General features: G+C 71.2%; 19 protein-coding genes. 6 read left to right on the forward strand and 13 right to left on the reverse strand.

Going from position 1 to position 15,114, the window contains the following annotated elements:
* Positions 1-171 precede the first annotated feature (171 nt).
* From ACIGO6_RS14485 to ACIGO6_RS14505, 5 genes are all read left to right on the forward strand, one after another.
* Positions 172-828, forward strand: coding sequence for a DsbA family protein (locus tag ACIGO6_RS14485; RefSeq protein ID WP_399875468.1), 657 nt, complete (start codon positions 172-174; stop codon positions 826-828).
* Between the two features lies 1 nt (position 829).
* Positions 830-1,924, forward strand: coding sequence for a tRNA-dihydrouridine synthase (locus ACIGO6_RS14490; RefSeq protein ID WP_399875470.1), 1,095 nt, complete (start codon positions 830-832; stop codon positions 1,922-1,924).
* A 128-nt stretch (positions 1,925-2,052) separates the two neighbouring features.
* The gene (locus ACIGO6_RS14495; RefSeq protein ID WP_399875471.1) at positions 2,053-2,535 is read left to right on the forward strand and encodes a nucleoside deaminase; all 483 of its coding nucleotides are present in this window, start codon (positions 2,053-2,055) and stop codon (positions 2,533-2,535) included.
* A 117-nt stretch (positions 2,536-2,652) separates the two neighbouring features.
* On the forward strand, positions 2,653-2,973 hold the full coding sequence (locus ACIGO6_RS14500; RefSeq protein ID WP_399875473.1) for a DMT family transporter: 321 nt from the start codon (positions 2,653-2,655) through the stop codon (positions 2,971-2,973).
* A gap of 102 nt (positions 2,974-3,075) precedes the next feature.
* On the forward strand, positions 3,076-3,498 hold the full coding sequence (locus tag ACIGO6_RS14505) for a DMT family transporter (protein ID WP_399875474.1): 423 nt from the start codon (positions 3,076-3,078) through the stop codon (positions 3,496-3,498).
* 74 nt (positions 3,499-3,572) lie between these two features.
* On the opposite strand, the gene ACIGO6_RS14510 is transcribed toward ACIGO6_RS14505, so the two are convergent.
* The 3 genes from ACIGO6_RS14510 to ACIGO6_RS14520 all read right to left on the reverse strand — a co-directional run bounded on the left by ACIGO6_RS14510 (position 3,573) and on the right by ACIGO6_RS14520 (position 5,757).
* Positions 3,573-4,340, reverse strand: a complete 768-nt coding sequence (locus ACIGO6_RS14510; RefSeq protein ID WP_399875476.1) for an SDR family NAD(P)-dependent oxidoreductase — start codon at positions 4,338-4,340, stop codon at positions 3,573-3,575.
* Positions 4,340-5,059 carry an HAD family phosphatase gene (locus ACIGO6_RS14515; RefSeq protein ID WP_399875478.1) on the reverse strand — a complete coding sequence of 240 codons (720 nt, stop codon included), beginning with the start codon at positions 5,057-5,059 and terminating at the stop codon, positions 4,340-4,342. The genes ACIGO6_RS14510 and ACIGO6_RS14515 overlap by 1 nt, the downstream gene beginning before the upstream one ends.
* Before the next feature lie 65 nt (positions 5,060-5,124).
* A complete protein-coding gene (locus tag ACIGO6_RS14520) occupies positions 5,125-5,757 on the reverse strand; it encodes a ScbR family autoregulator-binding transcription factor (RefSeq protein ID WP_399875480.1) in 633 nt (210 codons plus the stop codon).
* Between the two features lie 240 nt (positions 5,758-5,997).
* Between ACIGO6_RS14520 and ACIGO6_RS14525 the strand changes: the two genes are divergently transcribed.
* Positions 5,998-6,924, forward strand: a complete 927-nt coding sequence (locus ACIGO6_RS14525; RefSeq protein WP_399875482.1) for a ScbA/BarX family gamma-butyrolactone biosynthesis protein — start codon at positions 5,998-6,000, stop codon at positions 6,922-6,924.
* Between the two features lie 81 nt (positions 6,925-7,005).
* On the opposite strand, the gene ACIGO6_RS14530 is transcribed toward ACIGO6_RS14525, so the two are convergent.
* From ACIGO6_RS14530 to ACIGO6_RS14575, 10 genes are all read right to left on the reverse strand, one after another.
* Positions 7,006-7,752, reverse strand: a complete 747-nt coding sequence (locus ACIGO6_RS14530; RefSeq protein WP_399875484.1) for a 4'-phosphopantetheinyl transferase family protein — start codon at positions 7,750-7,752, stop codon at positions 7,006-7,008.
* Between the two features lie 55 nt (positions 7,753-7,807).
* On the reverse strand, positions 7,808-8,050 hold the full coding sequence (locus ACIGO6_RS14535) for a DUF6253 family protein (RefSeq protein WP_399875485.1): 243 nt from the start codon (positions 8,048-8,050) through the stop codon (positions 7,808-7,810).
* Entirely contained in the window at positions 8,047-8,886 is an 840-nt protein-coding gene (locus ACIGO6_RS14540; RefSeq protein WP_399875487.1) for a maleate cis-trans isomerase, read from the reverse strand. The genes ACIGO6_RS14535 and ACIGO6_RS14540 overlap by 4 nt, the downstream gene beginning before the upstream one ends.
* Positions 8,887-8,967: 81 nt before the next feature.
* Positions 8,968-9,699 (reverse strand): transglutaminase family protein, encoded by a 732-nt coding sequence (locus tag ACIGO6_RS14545; protein WP_399875489.1) that lies wholly within the window; start codon positions 9,697-9,699, stop codon positions 8,968-8,970.
* Between the two features lie 14 nt (positions 9,700-9,713).
* A complete protein-coding gene (locus ACIGO6_RS14550) occupies positions 9,714-10,844 on the reverse strand; it encodes an acyl-CoA dehydrogenase family protein (RefSeq protein WP_399875491.1) in 1,131 nt (376 codons plus the stop codon).
* 113 nt (positions 10,845-10,957) lie between these two features.
* Positions 10,958-11,332, reverse strand: a complete 375-nt coding sequence (locus ACIGO6_RS14555; RefSeq protein ID WP_399875492.1) for an ectoine synthase — start codon at positions 11,330-11,332, stop codon at positions 10,958-10,960.
* Positions 11,333-11,399: 67 nt separating this feature from the next.
* Entirely contained in the window at positions 11,400-11,660 is a 261-nt protein-coding gene (locus ACIGO6_RS14560) for an acyl carrier protein (RefSeq protein ID WP_399875494.1), read from the reverse strand.
* Positions 11,657-13,144, reverse strand: a complete 1,488-nt coding sequence (locus ACIGO6_RS14565) for an AMP-binding protein (protein WP_399875496.1) — start codon at positions 13,142-13,144, stop codon at positions 11,657-11,659. Before ACIGO6_RS14565 ends, ACIGO6_RS14560 begins: the two co-directional genes overlap by 4 nt.
* 198 nt (positions 13,145-13,342) lie before the next feature.
* Positions 13,343-13,783 (reverse strand): MarR family winged helix-turn-helix transcriptional regulator, encoded by a 441-nt coding sequence (locus ACIGO6_RS14570; RefSeq protein WP_399875498.1) that lies wholly within the window; start codon positions 13,781-13,783, stop codon positions 13,343-13,345.
* Positions 13,784-13,906: 123 nt separating this feature from the next.
* Positions 13,907-15,016: an IS701 family transposase gene (locus tag ACIGO6_RS14575; RefSeq protein WP_399875856.1), complete on the reverse strand. Its 1,110-nt coding sequence runs from the start codon at positions 15,014-15,016 to the stop codon at positions 13,907-13,909.
* Positions 15,017-15,114 lie beyond the last annotated feature (98 nt).

Consider the following 15,114-nt stretch of genomic DNA (forward strand, 5'->3'; position numbering starts at 1 on the left):
GGCTATCGGGCTCGGCCCGGTCGGCCATCGGCCGATCATCGGGGGCTGTCGGGCGGCTGTCACTTGACACTAAAGTGCATGAGCGTGCAACCTTCTGATCGCCCGCGCCACTCCTGTCATCCCGTCAGGTGAGGTGGATGGTTGCGCGATCAATCAACTGGAGGTCCGTGCATGGCCGAGCCCGTGAAGATCAAGATCTGGTCCGACTACGTCTGCCCCTTCTGCATGCTGGCCGAAGGCCCCCTCGAAGAGGCGATCGACGACGTCGGCGCCGACGTCGAGGTCGAGTGGATGCCGTTCGAGCTGCGGCCCCACCCTCAGCCCACCCTGCGGCCGGAGGACGACTACCTCCCCCACATCTGGAAGACCGCCGTCTACCCCATGGCCCGCCGCCTGGGCGTCGAGATCAGGCTCCCCGACGTGTCCCCCCAGCCCCACACCGCCCTCGCCTTCGAGGGCTACCAGTACGCGGCCGAGCACGGCCTGGGGACCGCCTACACCCGGCGGATGTTCCGCGCCTTCTTCCAGGAGAACCAGGACCTGGGACAGCTCGACGTCCTCACCACCCTGGCCGGCGAGATCGGCCTGGACGAAGCCGGATTCCGGACGGCGCTCGCGCAGGGAAGCCACCGCGCCAAGCACCAGGACGCCCTGCGCGAGGCGGCGGCCCACCAGGTGCAAGTGGTCCCCACCATCCTCATCGGTGACACCCGGATCGAAGGCGTCCCGCGTGCCGCCCAGTTGCGCAAGGCGATCCTCGACGCCCAGGCGCAACAGGCCGAGGACGCCGCCTACGGTGCCGCCTGCGGCATCGACGGGAGCTGCTGAGGTGCACGGCTCCCATCCCGCCCTCAGCGCCTGCCGGTTCGCCGGGATCGAGCTGCGCAACAGATTCGCCCTCGCTCCCATGACCCGGGTCTCCGCGACCGAGGACGGCAGGGCCACTCGGGAGATGGCCGCGTACTACGAGACCTTCGCCGAGGGCGGTTTCGGACTCCTCATCACCGAGGGGACCTACACCGACACCGCCTTCAGCCAGGGATACCTGCACCAGCCCGGCATCACCGACGAGGCGCAGGCCGCCGCCTGGCGGCCCGTCGTCGACCGGGCCCATGCCGCCGGGGCCCGCGTCGTCCTGCAGCTGATGCACGCCGGGGCCGTCGCGCAGGGCAACCGGTTCCGCGACCGGGCCGTGGGCCCCTCGGCGGTACGGCCGCTGGGCGAGCAGCTGACCAAGTACCGCGGCGGCGGCCGCTGGCCCGTACCGCTGGAGATGACCCGCCGCCAGATCGCCGAGGCCGTCCACGGCTTCGCCGCCGCCGCGGCCCGCGCCCGCGACGCCGGCTTCGACGGCGTGGAGATCCACGCGGCCAACGGCTATCTGCTCGACCAGTTCCTCACCCCCTACACGAATCTGCGCACCGACGCGTACGGAGGGGGCGTCGAGGAGCGCACCCGGCTCGTACGGGAAGTGACGGCCGAGGTCAAAGGCGCGACCGGGCCCGGATTCCCGGTCGGTGTCCGCCTCTCCCAGGGGAAGATCAACGACCCCTCGTGGCGATGGCCGGGAGGCGACGACGAGGCGCGTGCCGTCTTCACGGCGGCCGCGGCGGCCGGCGCCGACTATCTGCATATCGCGGGAAGCGGGCGGGACTGGAGCCCGCACGGACCGACGCTTCCCGGGCTCGCCCGGGCGGTCACCGGCCTCCCCGTGATCGCCAATGGCGGGCTGCACGAGGACGCGGTGGCACGGCGCGTCCTGGACGAGCGTCACGCCGACGTGCTGGCGATCGGGACGGGCGCGCTGGCCAATCCCGACCTGCCCCGCAGAGTGGTCACGGGTGCGGTCCGGGCGTCCTTCGATCCCCGGCTGCTCGAGCCGCTGGCGACCCTGGACAACGCCCGTTCCCACGCGAACGCTTGACAGTCTTTACTTGCACATACAAGATTAGTCACCAGAGCCGAGGTGTTCGAAGGCGGCTCCCTGCGAGCAGATGCTTGCATGTGCAGACAATCGACAGGCTCAGGGTTGACCCGGGAGACGGACTGCTGATGCGTACACAGGAAAGCGGACTGCTGGACCACGTCCACGAAGCCATCCGGCTCAGCCGCGAGCACGTCGCGCAGGGTGGCATCCCCTTCTCCGGCGTGATCGTGGGCGGCAGCGGCCGGATCCTGGGAACCGGCTTCAACCGGGTCCGCGAGGACAACGACCCGACCGCCCACGCCGAGGTGGTCGCCCTCCGGGAGGCCACCACCAAGCACGGGGTCCGCGCCGTGGCGGGGGCAACCCTGATCGCCTCCGGTGAACCCTGCGCGCTGTGCTACATGGCGGCGCTGTACGCCGGCATCGGCCGGGTCGTGCACGCCGCCGACCGCCGGACCGCGGCCCGCTACGGCTTCGACTACACGAGCTCGTACGCCCTCTTCGCCGAGGACCCGGCGAACTGGCCCCTCGAGGTCACGGCGCTCCAACTCCCCGAAGCGGAGCAGCCCTTCCAGGACTTCCTCACCCTGAGCCGGGCTCGTCGCTGACCCGGGCTCCCGCCCCGCGGCACCGACGTACGCCCCCCTCCACCCGCTCCACCCCCTCCACCCGCTCCACCCCCTCCACTCCCACCCACCACCACTCACCGCACGGAAGGACCACCCATGCACTGGCTCTACCTCGCGATCGCCGTCGCCTTCGAGACCACGGTCGCCATCGCCGCCGGCAAGGCCGAGGGCTTCAAGAACCGCAAGTGGACCGCCATCACCCTGCTCAGCGGGGCCGCCGCGACCTTCTTCCTCAGCCGGGCGCTGCTGAAGTTCGACGTCGGCGTGGGCTACGCCCTGTGGACGTCCGTCGCCGGCGTCGGCATCACCGTCCTCGGCGCACTGTTCTTCGGCCAGCGGCTGAACTGGAACAAGGCGATCGGCATCATCCTCGTCATCGGCGGCGTCGTCGGCCTGCAGCTGAGCGGTTCCGCCTGAGCCCGGCGCAGTCCCCGGCCCTCCCGCCCCTCCCGGCCCTCCGCCCCGCATCCGTGCACCCCGCAACCCCCTGACGACACCCCCACGAGAGGACTCACTCCCATGTCCAACGCAGCCGCCCGGAGCTCCGCCAACGCCTGGCTCATGCTTCTCCTGGCCGGAGTATTCGAGATCGGGTACGCGCTCGCCGTCGGCGGCAGCGAGGGCTTCACCCGCCTGACCTGGTCCCTGGTCGCCGTGGTGTTCTTCCTGCTGACGCTCTACGCCCTGAGCCTCGCCCTGCGCTCGATCGACGTGGGCATCGGCTACGCCGTCTGGGCGGGTATCGGCGCGGTCGGCGCCGCGGTCTTCGGCCCGCTCTTCTTCGACGAGACCCTCACCGTGGCCAAGGGCGTCTGGCTGGCGGTCATCATCGCCGGCGTCGTCTGGCTCAAGCTCGCCGACCGCACGAAGTCCCCCGAGGCGACCGCCGGGACCGTGGAGTCCGAGCGCCGCACGGACCGGCCCGAAGCACTGCAGGTCTGATGCCGGTCGCCCGTACGCCACAGGCGCCTGCCGCCCTTCCCGACAAGGGCGGCAGGCGCCTGTGGCGTACCCCGTCACTTCGCGGTCCGGCCGCCGTCCACCGCGAGGGCGGCGCCGGTGGTGAACGACGAGGCGTCCGAGCAGAGCCAGGCGGCGGCGCGGGCGATCTCGGTCGGATCGGCGAGGCGCTGCTGGATCGCCTTGCCGCCGAAGCGGGAGCGCACGGCGGGGCCGGCCGTGAGGGCGCCGTCCATCATCTCCGTGTCGGTGCTGCCCACCACGAGGGCGTTGACGCGGATGCCGTGCTCGCCGTACTCGGCGGCCGCCGCCCTGGTCAGGCCGAGGACCGCGTGCTTGGCGGCCACGTAGGGTGCCGAGGCGGCGGTGGCGCGTACGCCCGCGACGCTCGAGGTGTTGACGATCGATCCGGCGCCGGCCGGCAGCATGGCGGGGATCTGAGCGCGCAGACAGTTCCACACGCCGCGCAGATTGACGTCCATGGTGTGCTCGAAGACGTCGTCGGGGAGCTCGTGCAGCAAGGTCCCGGCGCTGGCGTAACCGGCGTTGTTGAACGCGCAGTCGAGCCGGCCGAACTCGTCGACCGCCGTGGCGACGGCGCGTTCCATGTCCTCGGGGCGGGTGACGTCGCCCGGTACGGCAACCGCCCGGCCGCCGTCCTTCCTGATGCGCGCGGCGCCCTGCTCGACCCGGTCGGCCCTGCGGGCCACGAGGACGACGGCGGCTCCCTCGGCGGCGAAGTGCTGGGCCGCCGCGGCGCCGATGCCGCTGGAAGCGCCGGTTATCAGCGCGACCTTGCCCGACAGCGTCGATCCGGCCGGCATCACGCGTGGCTCCCCTGGCCGGCCGCGGACAGGGAGGGGCTCCAGAACGTACCGGCGCTCAACTCCCCGTCCACGCGGTGCAGCAGGTCGTCGTCGAGCGCGTCGAGGCTGCTGATCACGTGGCGCACGCCCGCCTCTCGCATGAGCGTTCGCTGGTGGCTGTGGACGAAGTCGGAGGGGTGGCCGACGAAGCCGGTGCCGAGCGCCCGGGCCGCGTCGGCGGTCCGGGCGACGTCGTCGACGAAGAGGACCTGGTCGGGGCGGAGCCCGAAGACGTCCTCGGTGATCTCCTTGAAGCCGGGGCGGATGTCGTTGGTGCAGACGTAGCCGGGCCCATCGAACAGGTCGGCACAGCGGCCCAGATGACGGTCGAAGTGGTCCTTGCCCAGGCCGCCGTAGCAGACCGTGCGCAGGCCCGCGTCCCGCAGCCGGTGGAGCAGCTCGGGCGTGCCCGGCGTGATCGTGACCGGGTGGCGGTCGACGTGAGCGGCGCGCTCCTCGAAGTAGGCGGCGAGCGCCTCCTCGCCGGTCATGCCGCCGCCCACGGCGGCCGCGAGCAGCCGGCCGGCGATGTGCTGCGGCTGGGAGAAGATGGACCGTTCCAGCTCGGCGGTGTACGTACCGCCTCTGCTGACGACGAAGTGGTGGATCACCGGGCTGAAGGTGTCGTTGAGCAGGACACCGTCGATGTTCAGGGCGGCCAGGCGCAGGGTGAGCATGCGGCTCCCTAAGGGATCGGTCGGAACGGACGAAGGGGGCGGGGCGACCGGGGCGGGCAGCGCGCTCAGGGCATCATCGAGGCGCCGCGGGCGGGGGTCGTCTCGGCGCGGGCGATCACGGACGGCACCGCGATGCCCGGGAGGAGCAGGTTCCACATCTGCTGGGTGCGCTCGGGAAGGTCCTTGCGGCCGCTGACGACGTTGGAGTACATCTGCATCCCGGTGCAGGCGGCGATCACGAACTCCGCGACCACGACCGGCTCGATGCCCGGCTGCAACTCCCCCTCGTCCCGCGCCTCCCGCAGACACTTCGTCATGATCCCACGGAAGTTCTCGTACGGGTCGGCGTCCAACGAACTGTTCACGGCGGCCTGTTCGTTCGTCAGCCGTACGCCGGCCCGGAGCAGCGGGTCGCGCTGCAGCTGCCACGACCACACGAGGGTGAGGTCGATGAGCCGCTGCAGCCCGCCGGCGGCCAGCAGCGGGACGATCGTCTCCGGCTGGCTGTTCATCACCGCCTTGGCCAGGCCCTCCTTCGAACCGAAGTGGAAGTAGAGCGCCCCTGCCGTCACGCCGGCGCGCTTGAGGATGCGGGTGATGCCGGCCCCCGCATAGCCGAACTCGTCGAAGACCTCTGCGGCTGCGAGCAGCAGCGCGCGGCGGGTCTGTTCGGCCCGCTCCTGTTTCAGTTGCGCCATGTCTCTCACCTTCCAAAAAAGAACGCTCCTTATGTTATCCGAGCCGACCCCCGCTTCAGCAAGTCCGTTTTGCGTGATTTCAGGTGCATACACCACCGAATTACTCCACCGAAAATCAAGAGATTGTCGACCCTTGACTTACCAAAACAAAAAGATCACTATGTTTGAGCCGGACACACGGAGTGGCCTCAGCTGCCTCTGTGTAGTCGTACGCAACAACTATCGATCTTGGGGGCGGAGTTGTCTGTTTCGGTACTGGGCCTCGATGCGCAGCCGGTCCACCAGTGGCAGGTGCACAAGCTTCGGGGTGAGGAAGTCCTGCTCAAGGAGTGGGCCGAGCCGTCGCCGGGGCGCTATGTCCTCACGGCACGCTGGCCGCAGGGCCACGACTTCTACCGGCCCTCGCACGGCGCGTACGACCCGATGCTGCTCGCCGAGAGTGTGCGCCAGACGGTGCCGCTGCTCTCCCATGCCGTGTACGGCGTCCCGCGGGAGTACAAGCAGGCCTGGGAGGACTTCCGTTTCACGGTCGAGCCGCTGGCGTCGCTGGTGACCACCGCCGAGGAGGAGGTGCGCCTCGTGGTGTCCTGCTCGGACGTGGTCCGCCGCGGCGCCAGGTTCGCCGGCCTGACGATGGACATAGAAGTCCACCTGGGGGACCGGCTGATGGGCACCGCGCTCACCCGCTTCAACAACCAGCCCGCGGCCATATACCGGCGGCTGCGCGGGAGTTACGCGGACACCGGCGCCGCGCTCGCGCGCTGCCTTCCGGCGGGCCCGCCCGTGGAGCCGCACCGGGTGGACCGGTGCTCCCCCGACGACGTGGTGCTGTCACCGACTCGGGCCGGCGGACCCGGGCAGTGGATGCTCCGGGTGGACCCCGCGCACCCGGTGCTGTTCGACCACGCCGTCGACCACGTACCCGGGATGCTCCTGCTCGAGGCCGCCCGGCAGGCCGCGCACGCCGTCGGCGACGGCGCCACGGTCGTCACCGGGATGCGGACGAACTTCGCCCGGTACGTCGAGCTCGACGCCCCCGCCGTCGTCCTGGCCGGCGAGCCGGTCGGCGACGGCACGGGCCGGCGCCGCGTGGACGTGTCGATCGAGCAGCACGGCGTCCGGGTCTTCACCTGCGAGGTGACGGTCGAGCCGGCGATCGGCCTGTAGGCCGACGCGCGGCCGCCACACACAGCGCGGCGGGCGGCCCGTATCCCCTCCGAGGGAGACACGGGCCGCCCGTCGGCGGTTTCAGGCCCGCACCGGCTCCGGCATCGGCTCCGGAAGCTCCTCGTGCACGGTGACCGCGACGTGCACCGAGGCCGGGACCGCGAAGCTGGCCTCGTACCCGGGTGGTGCGAGCAGCTGCCGCACCCGCCAGCCGAGCGGCTGGCCGGTGAGGTCCAGCCGGTTCATGACGGCGGCCATGCCCTGCCCCGTCGCCTTCGCCATGGCCTCCTTGCGGGTCCACAGGCGGGCGAAGTCCCGGACGAGTTCGTCGTCCGCGCGGCCGCCCAGCCACTGCTGCTCCCTGGGGTGGAGGAACGGCAGGTAGTCGGCGACGGATTCCGGCGTCGGCCAGGACTCGATGTCGATGCCGATGGTGGCCTCGGCGACCGCGATGGCCACGTGATCGCCGCTGTGCGACATCGAGAACTCCACCGCTTCCCGGCCCGGCTCCGGATCGCGGACGGCCGGCCTTCCGTGCGCCCCGCCGCAACCGGGACACGGCTGCCGCAGGAAGCCGACGCTCCGGGGCGGGCAGTCGAGCGCGGAACCGAGAACGCTCCGCAGCGCCCAGTGGGCGAACACGTAGGACTCCCGGCCGGCCACCTGCGGTATCCCGGCCAGCCGACGCCGTTCCGCCTCGTCGAGCCAGTCGGGCGGGGCCTCGTCGGCGGCGGGGCGCGGCCCGGCCGGGGCTCGGACGATCCAGATGCCGACCGGATCGAGGACCTCCCCCGGGGGTGCGTCGGACCACGTGAGGTCGTGTGTCATGTCGATACGGCTCCTGATGTGGCGAGGACCCGGCCGGTCCCCGCCACGGGTCGGATCAGGCGGTGGCTGCGAGCAGCGGCCACGGGCCGGTCGGGGCCTGCTGCTCGAGGTCCTCGGGAGCGAGATAGCGCCTGAATCCCGGCACCTGCTCCGCCGGGCGCAGCGCTCCGCGGTACAGCACCAGGCCGCGCACGCCCGTCCCGTCGTCGTGCCAGCACACGAGCGGGATCCGGTACTCCGGCGTGTCCCAGGTCTCCTGCACGGCGGCTTCGTAGCCGTACGCGGGCAGCAGGCTCATCGGGCCGCCCCCGCGAGCGCGCCCGTGGCCGCTCCCCGCGCCTCGGGGCGGACGCCGAACAGGGCGCCGTAGTCGGTGATCCGCGCGGCGGCCTCCACCCCGCCGGCGAGGTGCAGCGCGTGCCAGAAGAGCACCTGGTTCGCGGTGAGCACGGGGAACCCGAGCCGCTCCTCCAGGCCCGCGATGGTGCCCACGGCGCGAATGCCGTTGCCGGCGACCAGCACCGCCTGCGGCCGCTGCGGGGCGACGGCGGACTCGATCCACTGCACCAGCGCCTCCGGCGTGATCAGCTTCTGGTTGCTGGGCAGGCCACAGGGCCCGTGGTGGACGACGTCGAAGCCCCGCTCGCCGAAGTACGAGGCGCCCAGGGCGGACAGCTCGTCGTCGAACCACGGCGGGTTGACGAGCGCGATCCGCTCGGCGCCCAGGGCGGTGAAACCGGCCGCGGCCGCGTGGGTCGTGCCGGTGAGCGGGATGCCGCGGGTCCGCTCGGCGAGCCGCTCGAACAGCTTCTGCTCGCCGTCCGCGCCCAGGACGTACGCGGAGCTGGTGAACCCCAGGGCGATGGAGTCCAGCGGGGAGGCGGCGAGCAGCTCGACGGCGTCGTCGATGAAGGGCGGGTCGATGAAGGCGCGCACCGGGTCGTGCGGGATCTTGGGGTCCATCTCCCCGCCGGGGCGCATCGCCCCGAAGTGGACGCGTGAGCCGTGGACGTAGACGTCGCGCGGCGCCATCGCCTGGAGCTCGGACTCGGGCCCGACGTCCGCGTGCGGAACGACGACGCCGACGCGGGCGACCGCGGCCCAGCCGTCCTCGCGGGCCTGGAACTGCGTCATGGGGTGCCTCTCCTCGTCTGCTGCTTTTCTGCCGGTCTTCTGCTGTCCTCGTGCACGGATGCGGCGTACGGCGCCGCGGCCTCAGGCCGCCTCGTCGGCGAGTGAGCCGCCGCTGACGGTGCCGGTGCCGTCGTCGTCCAGGAACTTCGGGTGCTTGCGGCGCATGGTGGCCATCACGAACGCGTACGGGACGTCGTCGAAGTCGCCGTGGTCGGTGAGGAACTCCATGCTCTGCCGCCCCTGCGCGTCGAAGGGGTGGTAGAGGCTGTCGGAGCGGCCGTCGAACTCCAGCGGGGTCATGCCGTACAGCCGGCACAGGAGCTTGTTGAAGACCGGGGTCACCTTCAGCCAGCGGCCGTCGAGGTACACGGTGGCCAGGCCGTGGAAGAAGACGTCGCCGCCGATGTACGAGCGCAGCCGGTCGGAGGCCAGGTGGTTGCGGACGTCGCTGTAGTGCAGCCGGGCGGGGATGCCGACGGCGCGGCAGCAGGCGGCGTAGAGCACGGACTTGTGCAGGCAGAAGCCCTTGCCGCCGGCGATGACGCTGGACGCCTTGAGGCCCTGCGGCGACAGGTCGGCGCCGTAGACCTCGTAGTGGATGCCGTCGCGCACCGCGTAGTAGAGGGCGACGGCGAGGTCGACCGGGTCGGCGGCATCGCGGTCGATGTCGCCCAGGGCCTTGTCGACGAAGGCCCTGACGGTCTCGTGCTCGTGATCGAGGAAGTCGGTGGCCGCCGTGAGCCGGGCGCGGTCGTCGGCGGTCAGCTGCTCGGACGTGGCGTCGGCCGGGTGGGTGGCCAGGGTGTCGGTCATGCGGGTGCCTCTCGTCACAGGCCCATCAGGGCGGCGATGCAGTTGCGCTGGATCTCGTTGGTGCCGGAGTAGATGGAGCCGGCGGCGGCGTTGCGCAGCTCGCGCTCGATGCCGGTGCCGGTCAGGTAGCCGCGGGCGCCGAAGATCTGGATCGCGTCCTGGGCGGTGCGCTGGTTGGCCTCGCTGACCACGATCTTGGTGGCGGCCACGTCCAGCGAGGCGTCCGTGCCCTGCTCGACCTTGCGGCCGGTGTCGTACAGCCATTTCCGGGCCGTCTCGACGGCGATCCTCATGTCCGCGATCTTGTGGGCGACCGCCTGGTTCTTGCCGATGGCGCTGCCGAACTGCTGCCGGGTGGTGGCGTGCTCGACCACCCGCTTCAGTCGGTGGGTCATCTCCCCGAGGTTGACGGCGAAGGAGAAGAGGACCTCCCGCTTCATCACGTAATCCATGATCAGGAAGCCGGCGCCCTCGCTGCCCAGCCGGTTGCCGACGGGCAGCCGGACGTCCTTCAGCGTGACCTCGCTGATCGGGGAGGTGCGCAGCCCCATCGTCTCCAGGGGCTCGCCGACCGTCAGGCCCGGCGTGCCGCGCTCGGCGAGGAAGGTGCTCAGCCCGAAGGCGCCCGGTTTGCCGGTGCGGACGTAGAGCAGGAAGAGGTCGGCGACCGGGGCGTTGGTGATGAACAGCTTGCCGCCGTTGAGCACGTACTCGTCGCCCTCGCGGACGGCTGTGGTCCGGATGTTCATCACGTCCGAGCCGTGGTCCGGCTCGGTGATCGCGTGCGCGGTGATGGCCTGCCCGGAGGTGACCTGCGGCAGGTAGCGTTCGCGCAGGTCGTCGGAGCCGAACGCCTGCAGCGGGATGCCGACGCTGACGATCTGCGTGGACGCCGAGAAGTTCAGGCCGGCGTCCCGGCTGGTGTGGCCGAGACCCTCCAGCGCCGCCATGGTCTCGGTGAGCGTCCGGCCGGCGCCGCCGTACTCCGGCGCGAAGGGGAGGGTGAAGAGCCCGGACCGCTGCAGCGGCTTCCACTTCTCGTGCGGGAACTCGGCGGCGCGGTCCCAGCGGGCGACGTCGTCGTTCAGCTCGTCGCCGTACGGGGCTGTGACGCCGTAGGTGTCTGCGGCCTTGTCTGCTGCCATGCGTGTTCTGCCTTGCCTTTCGCTGAGCGCCGGGCGATCGGGCGGGGGGGAGTGGGCACCGGGTGCGGGGCCGCGGTGGGGCGGTGGCGCGGCCCCGCACCCGGCATCGCGGATCAGTAGCGGGAGAACCCGTCCTCGGAGAGCGAGTGCTTCTCGTCGCCACGCAGCGCCGGGCTGAAGACGGAGACGAGGAGGAGGTCCTCGTCGTCGGAGGCGATCAGGTGGTGGGCGTCGTTCTTGTCCAGGGCGTAGATGGTCCCGGTCATGATCTTGTGACGGACGCCGTCCTTGGTGACGACCTCGCCCGAGCCGCCGATGCAGTAGCAGGCCTCCAGGTGGCCGAGGTACTGCAGCGAGCTGGAGGTGCCCTGGCGGACCAGCGTCTCGCAGACGGTGAAGCCCATGCCGTCGGCCTCGGTGAGCAGGCGGTGGCTGGTGCCGTTGCCCCACTCGACCGCGGGGACGTCGGAAAGAGAACGGACGATCATGGCGTGTACTCCTGTCATCACTGTGCTCTGGGCGGATGCGGGTGGTGCGCAGGGAGGAAGCGGCGCGTCAGACCGCGGCCGGAGCGGCCTGGCCGACGAAGTTCCGGATGTCCGCGAGGGTGCGGTAGGCGGCCGGCTCCAGCGGGATGTCGTCGACGGGGATGCGGTACGTCTCGGATATCCAGGAGATGAGGCGGACCAGGCCGAGGCTGTTCACCACGGTGCTCTCGATGAGGTCGAAGTCGTCGGTCAGGTCCTCGGTGTCCTCACCGGCCAGGAAGTCCTGGACGATGTAGTCGCGGATCGGGTCGTGGGTGCCGGTGCTCATGAAGAGGCTCCGTTCAGTTGGGTGTTCTTGATCGAATTGCGGTCCGGTTTGCCGGTCGGGGTCTTCGGCAGCGGAGTGCCGCCCAGCCCCACCGAGCTGGGCACGGCGTGCCGCGGCAGGTGCTTCGCCGCGTACGCCCGCAGGCCCAGCGAGCTCAGGGAGGTGCCGTCCCGGCGCACCACTTCGGCGTGCAGCCGGGTGCCGGCCTCGGGGCAGGGCAGTGCGACGACGGCGGCCTCGACGACGTCCGGGTGGGCCTCGATGACGGTCTCGACCTCCAGGGTGTTGGTGCGCACGCCGCGCACCTTGACCTGGAAGTCGGTGCGCCCCTGGAGGAAGTAGCGGCCGTCGGCGTCGCGGTGGACGAGGTCGCCGGTGCGGTAGAACATGGCGCCGCCGCCCCGCGGGTCCGGCATGAAGGCGTGCGCGTTGCGGGCCTGCTCCAGATAGCCGCAGGTCTGGAACGGGGTGTGCACCAGCAGTTCCCCGGTGCCGGGCCCCTGGAGGACCTCGGTGCCGTCGGCCCCCTCGATCAGCAGCACGGCGTCGGTGCCGTCGATCGGGGTGCCGATGGGCAGCGGGTGCACGTACGCGCCCGGGTCGATGTCGTGGACGAAGCTGTCGTTGGTCTCCGTACAGCCGAAGACGTTGTGGAAGCGGGCGGCCGGACAGGCGGCGAAGGCGTCCTGCAGCCCCTGCTCGGAGACGGCCTCCCCGGTGAACACCGCCGTACGGACCGACGGGTAGCGGGCGCCGTCCGCCGCCAGGAGCCGGTGCAGCAGCGGCACTCCCTGGACCAGCGTCACCTCGTTGCTCTGCGCGAGCTCACGCAGATAGCCGGCGTTCCCGCTGGCTCCGGCGTCGGCCAGGACGACGGTGCCGCCGGCCTGCAGCACCGTCCAGACGTCGAGGAGCGCCAGGTCGAAGTTGAGCGGCGAGAAGCTCAGCGACCTCGTGCCGCCGTCGAGCCCGAACTTCGCCGTGGCCCAGGCGCCGAAGCGGTCGAAGGCCTCGATGCGGACCGGGACGAGCTTGGGCACGCCGGTGGACCCGGAGGTGGTGAGGGTCAGCAGCGACTCCTCGGGGTCGGGGGCGCTGAAGCCGTCCGACAGCGTGGGGTCGGTCTCCTCCCGTGACAGGGTCGCGCCGCCACCGGGAACCGCGGCCGCCGAGAGCGGGCCGTGGGCCTGGGCGACGAGCGTGGACAGGGCGGCGGTGCCCAGACCGGGCGACGGGACCAGGGTGTTGATCCCCTGCCGCCAGGCCGCCAGCAGCAGCGCGATGGTCTCCGGCGACTTGTGGGCCGGGACGCACAGGGCGCGTACGGGGCCGAAGTCGGCGCCGGCGAGGTCCGCGGCGGCGCGGCGGGTCAGCCGCTCCAGGTCTGCGTAGGTGACCGGTTGGCCGGCGCTGACGAGCGCGGCGCTGTCGGGCTGTTCCTGCACGTGCCGGCCGATCGCGTGCAACAGGCGAGGCGAAGGCAACGGTCCCCCCTCAGTGGATTGGCGTTCTTGGCTTCGAGAGAGAACCTACGGGTTTGTATTTGCATGGTCAAGCATATAGATAGCGGGAAGACGTGATCCGGGTCACTGACCGGCCTCCCGGAAAAGAAGCCCGCACATGCAAAAGACGGCGGGAGGCCGGGTCACCCCGGACACCTCCCGCCGTCTGCCGCGTTCGCGTCAGGCGCTGCGCAGCGCCTGCACCGCGCGGGCGAACCGGTCGTCGCCGCTCGCGGTGTTGAGGGCCGAACTGAGCACGTCGGCGTACGTGGCACGGGCCTCCTGGTAGCGCTTGCGCCCTTCGTCCGTGATGACGGCGAAGACACCGCGCTTGTCGTCGGCGCAGTTGTCCTTGTAGGCGTAGCCGGCGCTGTCCAGCCGCCCCACCAGGCGGGTCACCGAGCTCTGCCCCAGACCGATCTGGTCCGCGAGCTCCTGCATGCGGCACTCGCCCGCCTCGGCCCCGGTGAGGACCTCCAGGGCCCGGTACTCGGACAGACCGACGCCGTGGCGGCGCTGCAGGGTGTGCGCGAGCTGACGCTCCACGAAGGCGTGCAGGCCTAGGACGGCCTCCCACATGGCCTGATCGGAAGCGGCGCGTGGCTGCTGGTGGCTCGTCATGGAACGACTCCCCTTCTGGACTGCACTTGACAACAAGATACATGCCCATGCAACCATCTGGGGAGTATCGGGACCCACAAAGATGGGCTCCGGTCGCTATGCACTTGTAGATGCAAGCATGATTCAGCGGCCAACGCCCTCCAGGGTGCTGCACGCGTAGGCGGCCGAGACGAGGGTCATGTGCCGGTGCCAGCCGGGGAAGGACCGGCCCTCGAAGTCGAGGAGGCCGAAGTCCTCGCCCATGCGGCGGATCGCGCCCTGCGCCCGGTGGGGCGAACGGGCCAGCTCCAGCAGTTCGGCCGGGTGGCGGTCGGTGATGTTCGTCAGCCAGATCCGGTCCGGGCGCCCGCCGCTCGCGTCCCACTCGGCCAGCAGCCTGCCCGCCCCGCGACCGGGCTCACCGTCCGGGCGCAGCCCGCGCACCGGCGTGTCGTAGGAGACGACCTGCCGGCCCGCCCCCACCGGGTGCCGTACTCCCCGGCGCAGCAGCAGCCCGCGCACCGACTCCCGTTCACCGGGCGGCAGTTCCGGATCGGCGAGGGTGGTCTGGCCCGGAAGGGCGAGGACGAAGGAGTGCCCGCTGCCGTGCAGCCGCTGCGCCAGCGGCACGACGTCGCACAGGGCCGTCAGGTCGGCCACCACCGGCGCCGTCCCCCCGTTCGACCAGGACGTCATCTCCTCGACCAGGCGCAGGGCGTGGGCCCACAGCGGCTCGGCCTCCGCCGTCGCGGGCACCTTCACCCGGTCGCGCACCGCCTCGTCGCGGGTGAACCGGGGAGGCAGGAAGAGCCGCCAGTCGACCGGTACGTGTGCCCGCCCGGCGTCCAGGAACAGGCCGAGCCCCAGCTGGCAGTTGACGGTGCGCCCGGACTCCGGCAGGAAGCGCTGGTGCACCCCGACCGAGTGGCTGCCGCGCTTGGGCAGCACCGCCGGCGCCAGCGTCCAGGCCCGTACCGGCAGTGACTGAACGGCCCAGCGGGCCAGCTCGCCGCGCGCCGGGGCCCACTCCCACGGGCTGGCGTTGACGAACTGATGGAGCGACGCCGACGCCGCCTCCGAGCCGGTCACGACGGCCGCCATGCGGCGCACGGTCTTCTTCCCCTGCGTCCGCATCAGCCCCTGCAGATACACATGCCCCCAACGCTGCTGGTCAGAGCGGTGCAGATGGCCGAACAAACGCCGGGACAGGTCGGCCGGCGGTCGGCTCGCCGCCATGCCGGGCGTCTCATGCATCGTCGTCACTGCAGGTCCCTCCCAGGTGAGCCGTCTCCGTTCAGACTAACAAACATAGAGAACGTTCGTTATATTTTTCTTCGAGAGTACGACTACTT

Origin of the sequence: Streptomyces sp. NPDC053750 (assembly GCF_044544295.1) — a bacterium.
Taxonomy (GTDB): domain Bacteria; phylum Actinomycetota; class Actinomycetes; order Streptomycetales; family Streptomycetaceae; genus Streptomyces.

Coding starts and splice junctions, on each gene's coding strand:
- ACIGO6_RS14545 (WP_399875489.1), bottom strand. CDS start 9,699: ATGACCGACACCCTGGCCACCCACCCGGCCGACGCCACGTCCGAGCAG.
- ACIGO6_RS14515 (WP_399875478.1), bottom strand. CDS start 5,059: ATGCTCACCCTGCGCCTGGCCGCCCTGAACATCGACGGTGTCCTGCTC.
- ACIGO6_RS14485 (WP_399875468.1), top strand. CDS start 172: ATGGCCGAGCCCGTGAAGATCAAGATCTGGTCCGACTACGTCTGCCCC.
- ACIGO6_RS14555 (WP_399875492.1), bottom strand. CDS start 11,332: ATGATCGTCCGTTCTCTTTCCGACGTCCCCGCGGTCGAGTGGGGCAAC.
- ACIGO6_RS14510 (WP_399875476.1), bottom strand. CDS start 4,340: ATGCCGGCCGGATCGACGCTGTCGGGCAAGGTCGCGCTGATAACCGGC.
- ACIGO6_RS14520 (WP_399875480.1), bottom strand. CDS start 5,757: ATGGCGCAACTGAAACAGGAGCGGGCCGAACAGACCCGCCGCGCGCTG.
- ACIGO6_RS14570 (WP_399875498.1), bottom strand. CDS start 13,783: ATGACGAGCCACCAGCAGCCACGCGCCGCTTCCGATCAGGCCATGTGG.
- ACIGO6_RS14540 (WP_399875487.1), bottom strand. CDS start 8,886: ATGACGCAGTTCCAGGCCCGCGAGGACGGCTGGGCCGCGGTCGCCCGC.
- ACIGO6_RS14575 (WP_399875856.1), bottom strand. CDS start 15,016: ATGCATGAGACGCCCGGCATGGCGGCGAGCCGACCGCCGGCCGACCTG.
- ACIGO6_RS14530 (WP_399875484.1), bottom strand. CDS start 7,752: ATGACACACGACCTCACGTGGTCCGACGCACCCCCGGGGGAGGTCCTC.
- ACIGO6_RS14495 (WP_399875471.1), top strand. CDS start 2,053: ATGCGTACACAGGAAAGCGGACTGCTGGACCACGTCCACGAAGCCATC.
- ACIGO6_RS14550 (WP_399875491.1), bottom strand. CDS start 10,844: ATGGCAGCAGACAAGGCCGCAGACACCTACGGCGTCACAGCCCCGTAC.
- ACIGO6_RS14535 (WP_399875485.1), bottom strand. CDS start 8,050: ATGAGCCTGCTGCCCGCGTACGGCTACGAAGCCGCCGTGCAGGAGACC.
- ACIGO6_RS14500 (WP_399875473.1), top strand. CDS start 2,653: ATGCACTGGCTCTACCTCGCGATCGCCGTCGCCTTCGAGACCACGGTC.
- ACIGO6_RS14505 (WP_399875474.1), top strand. CDS start 3,076: ATGTCCAACGCAGCCGCCCGGAGCTCCGCCAACGCCTGGCTCATGCTT.
- ACIGO6_RS14560 (WP_399875494.1), bottom strand. CDS start 11,660: ATGAGCACCGGCACCCACGACCCGATCCGCGACTACATCGTCCAGGAC.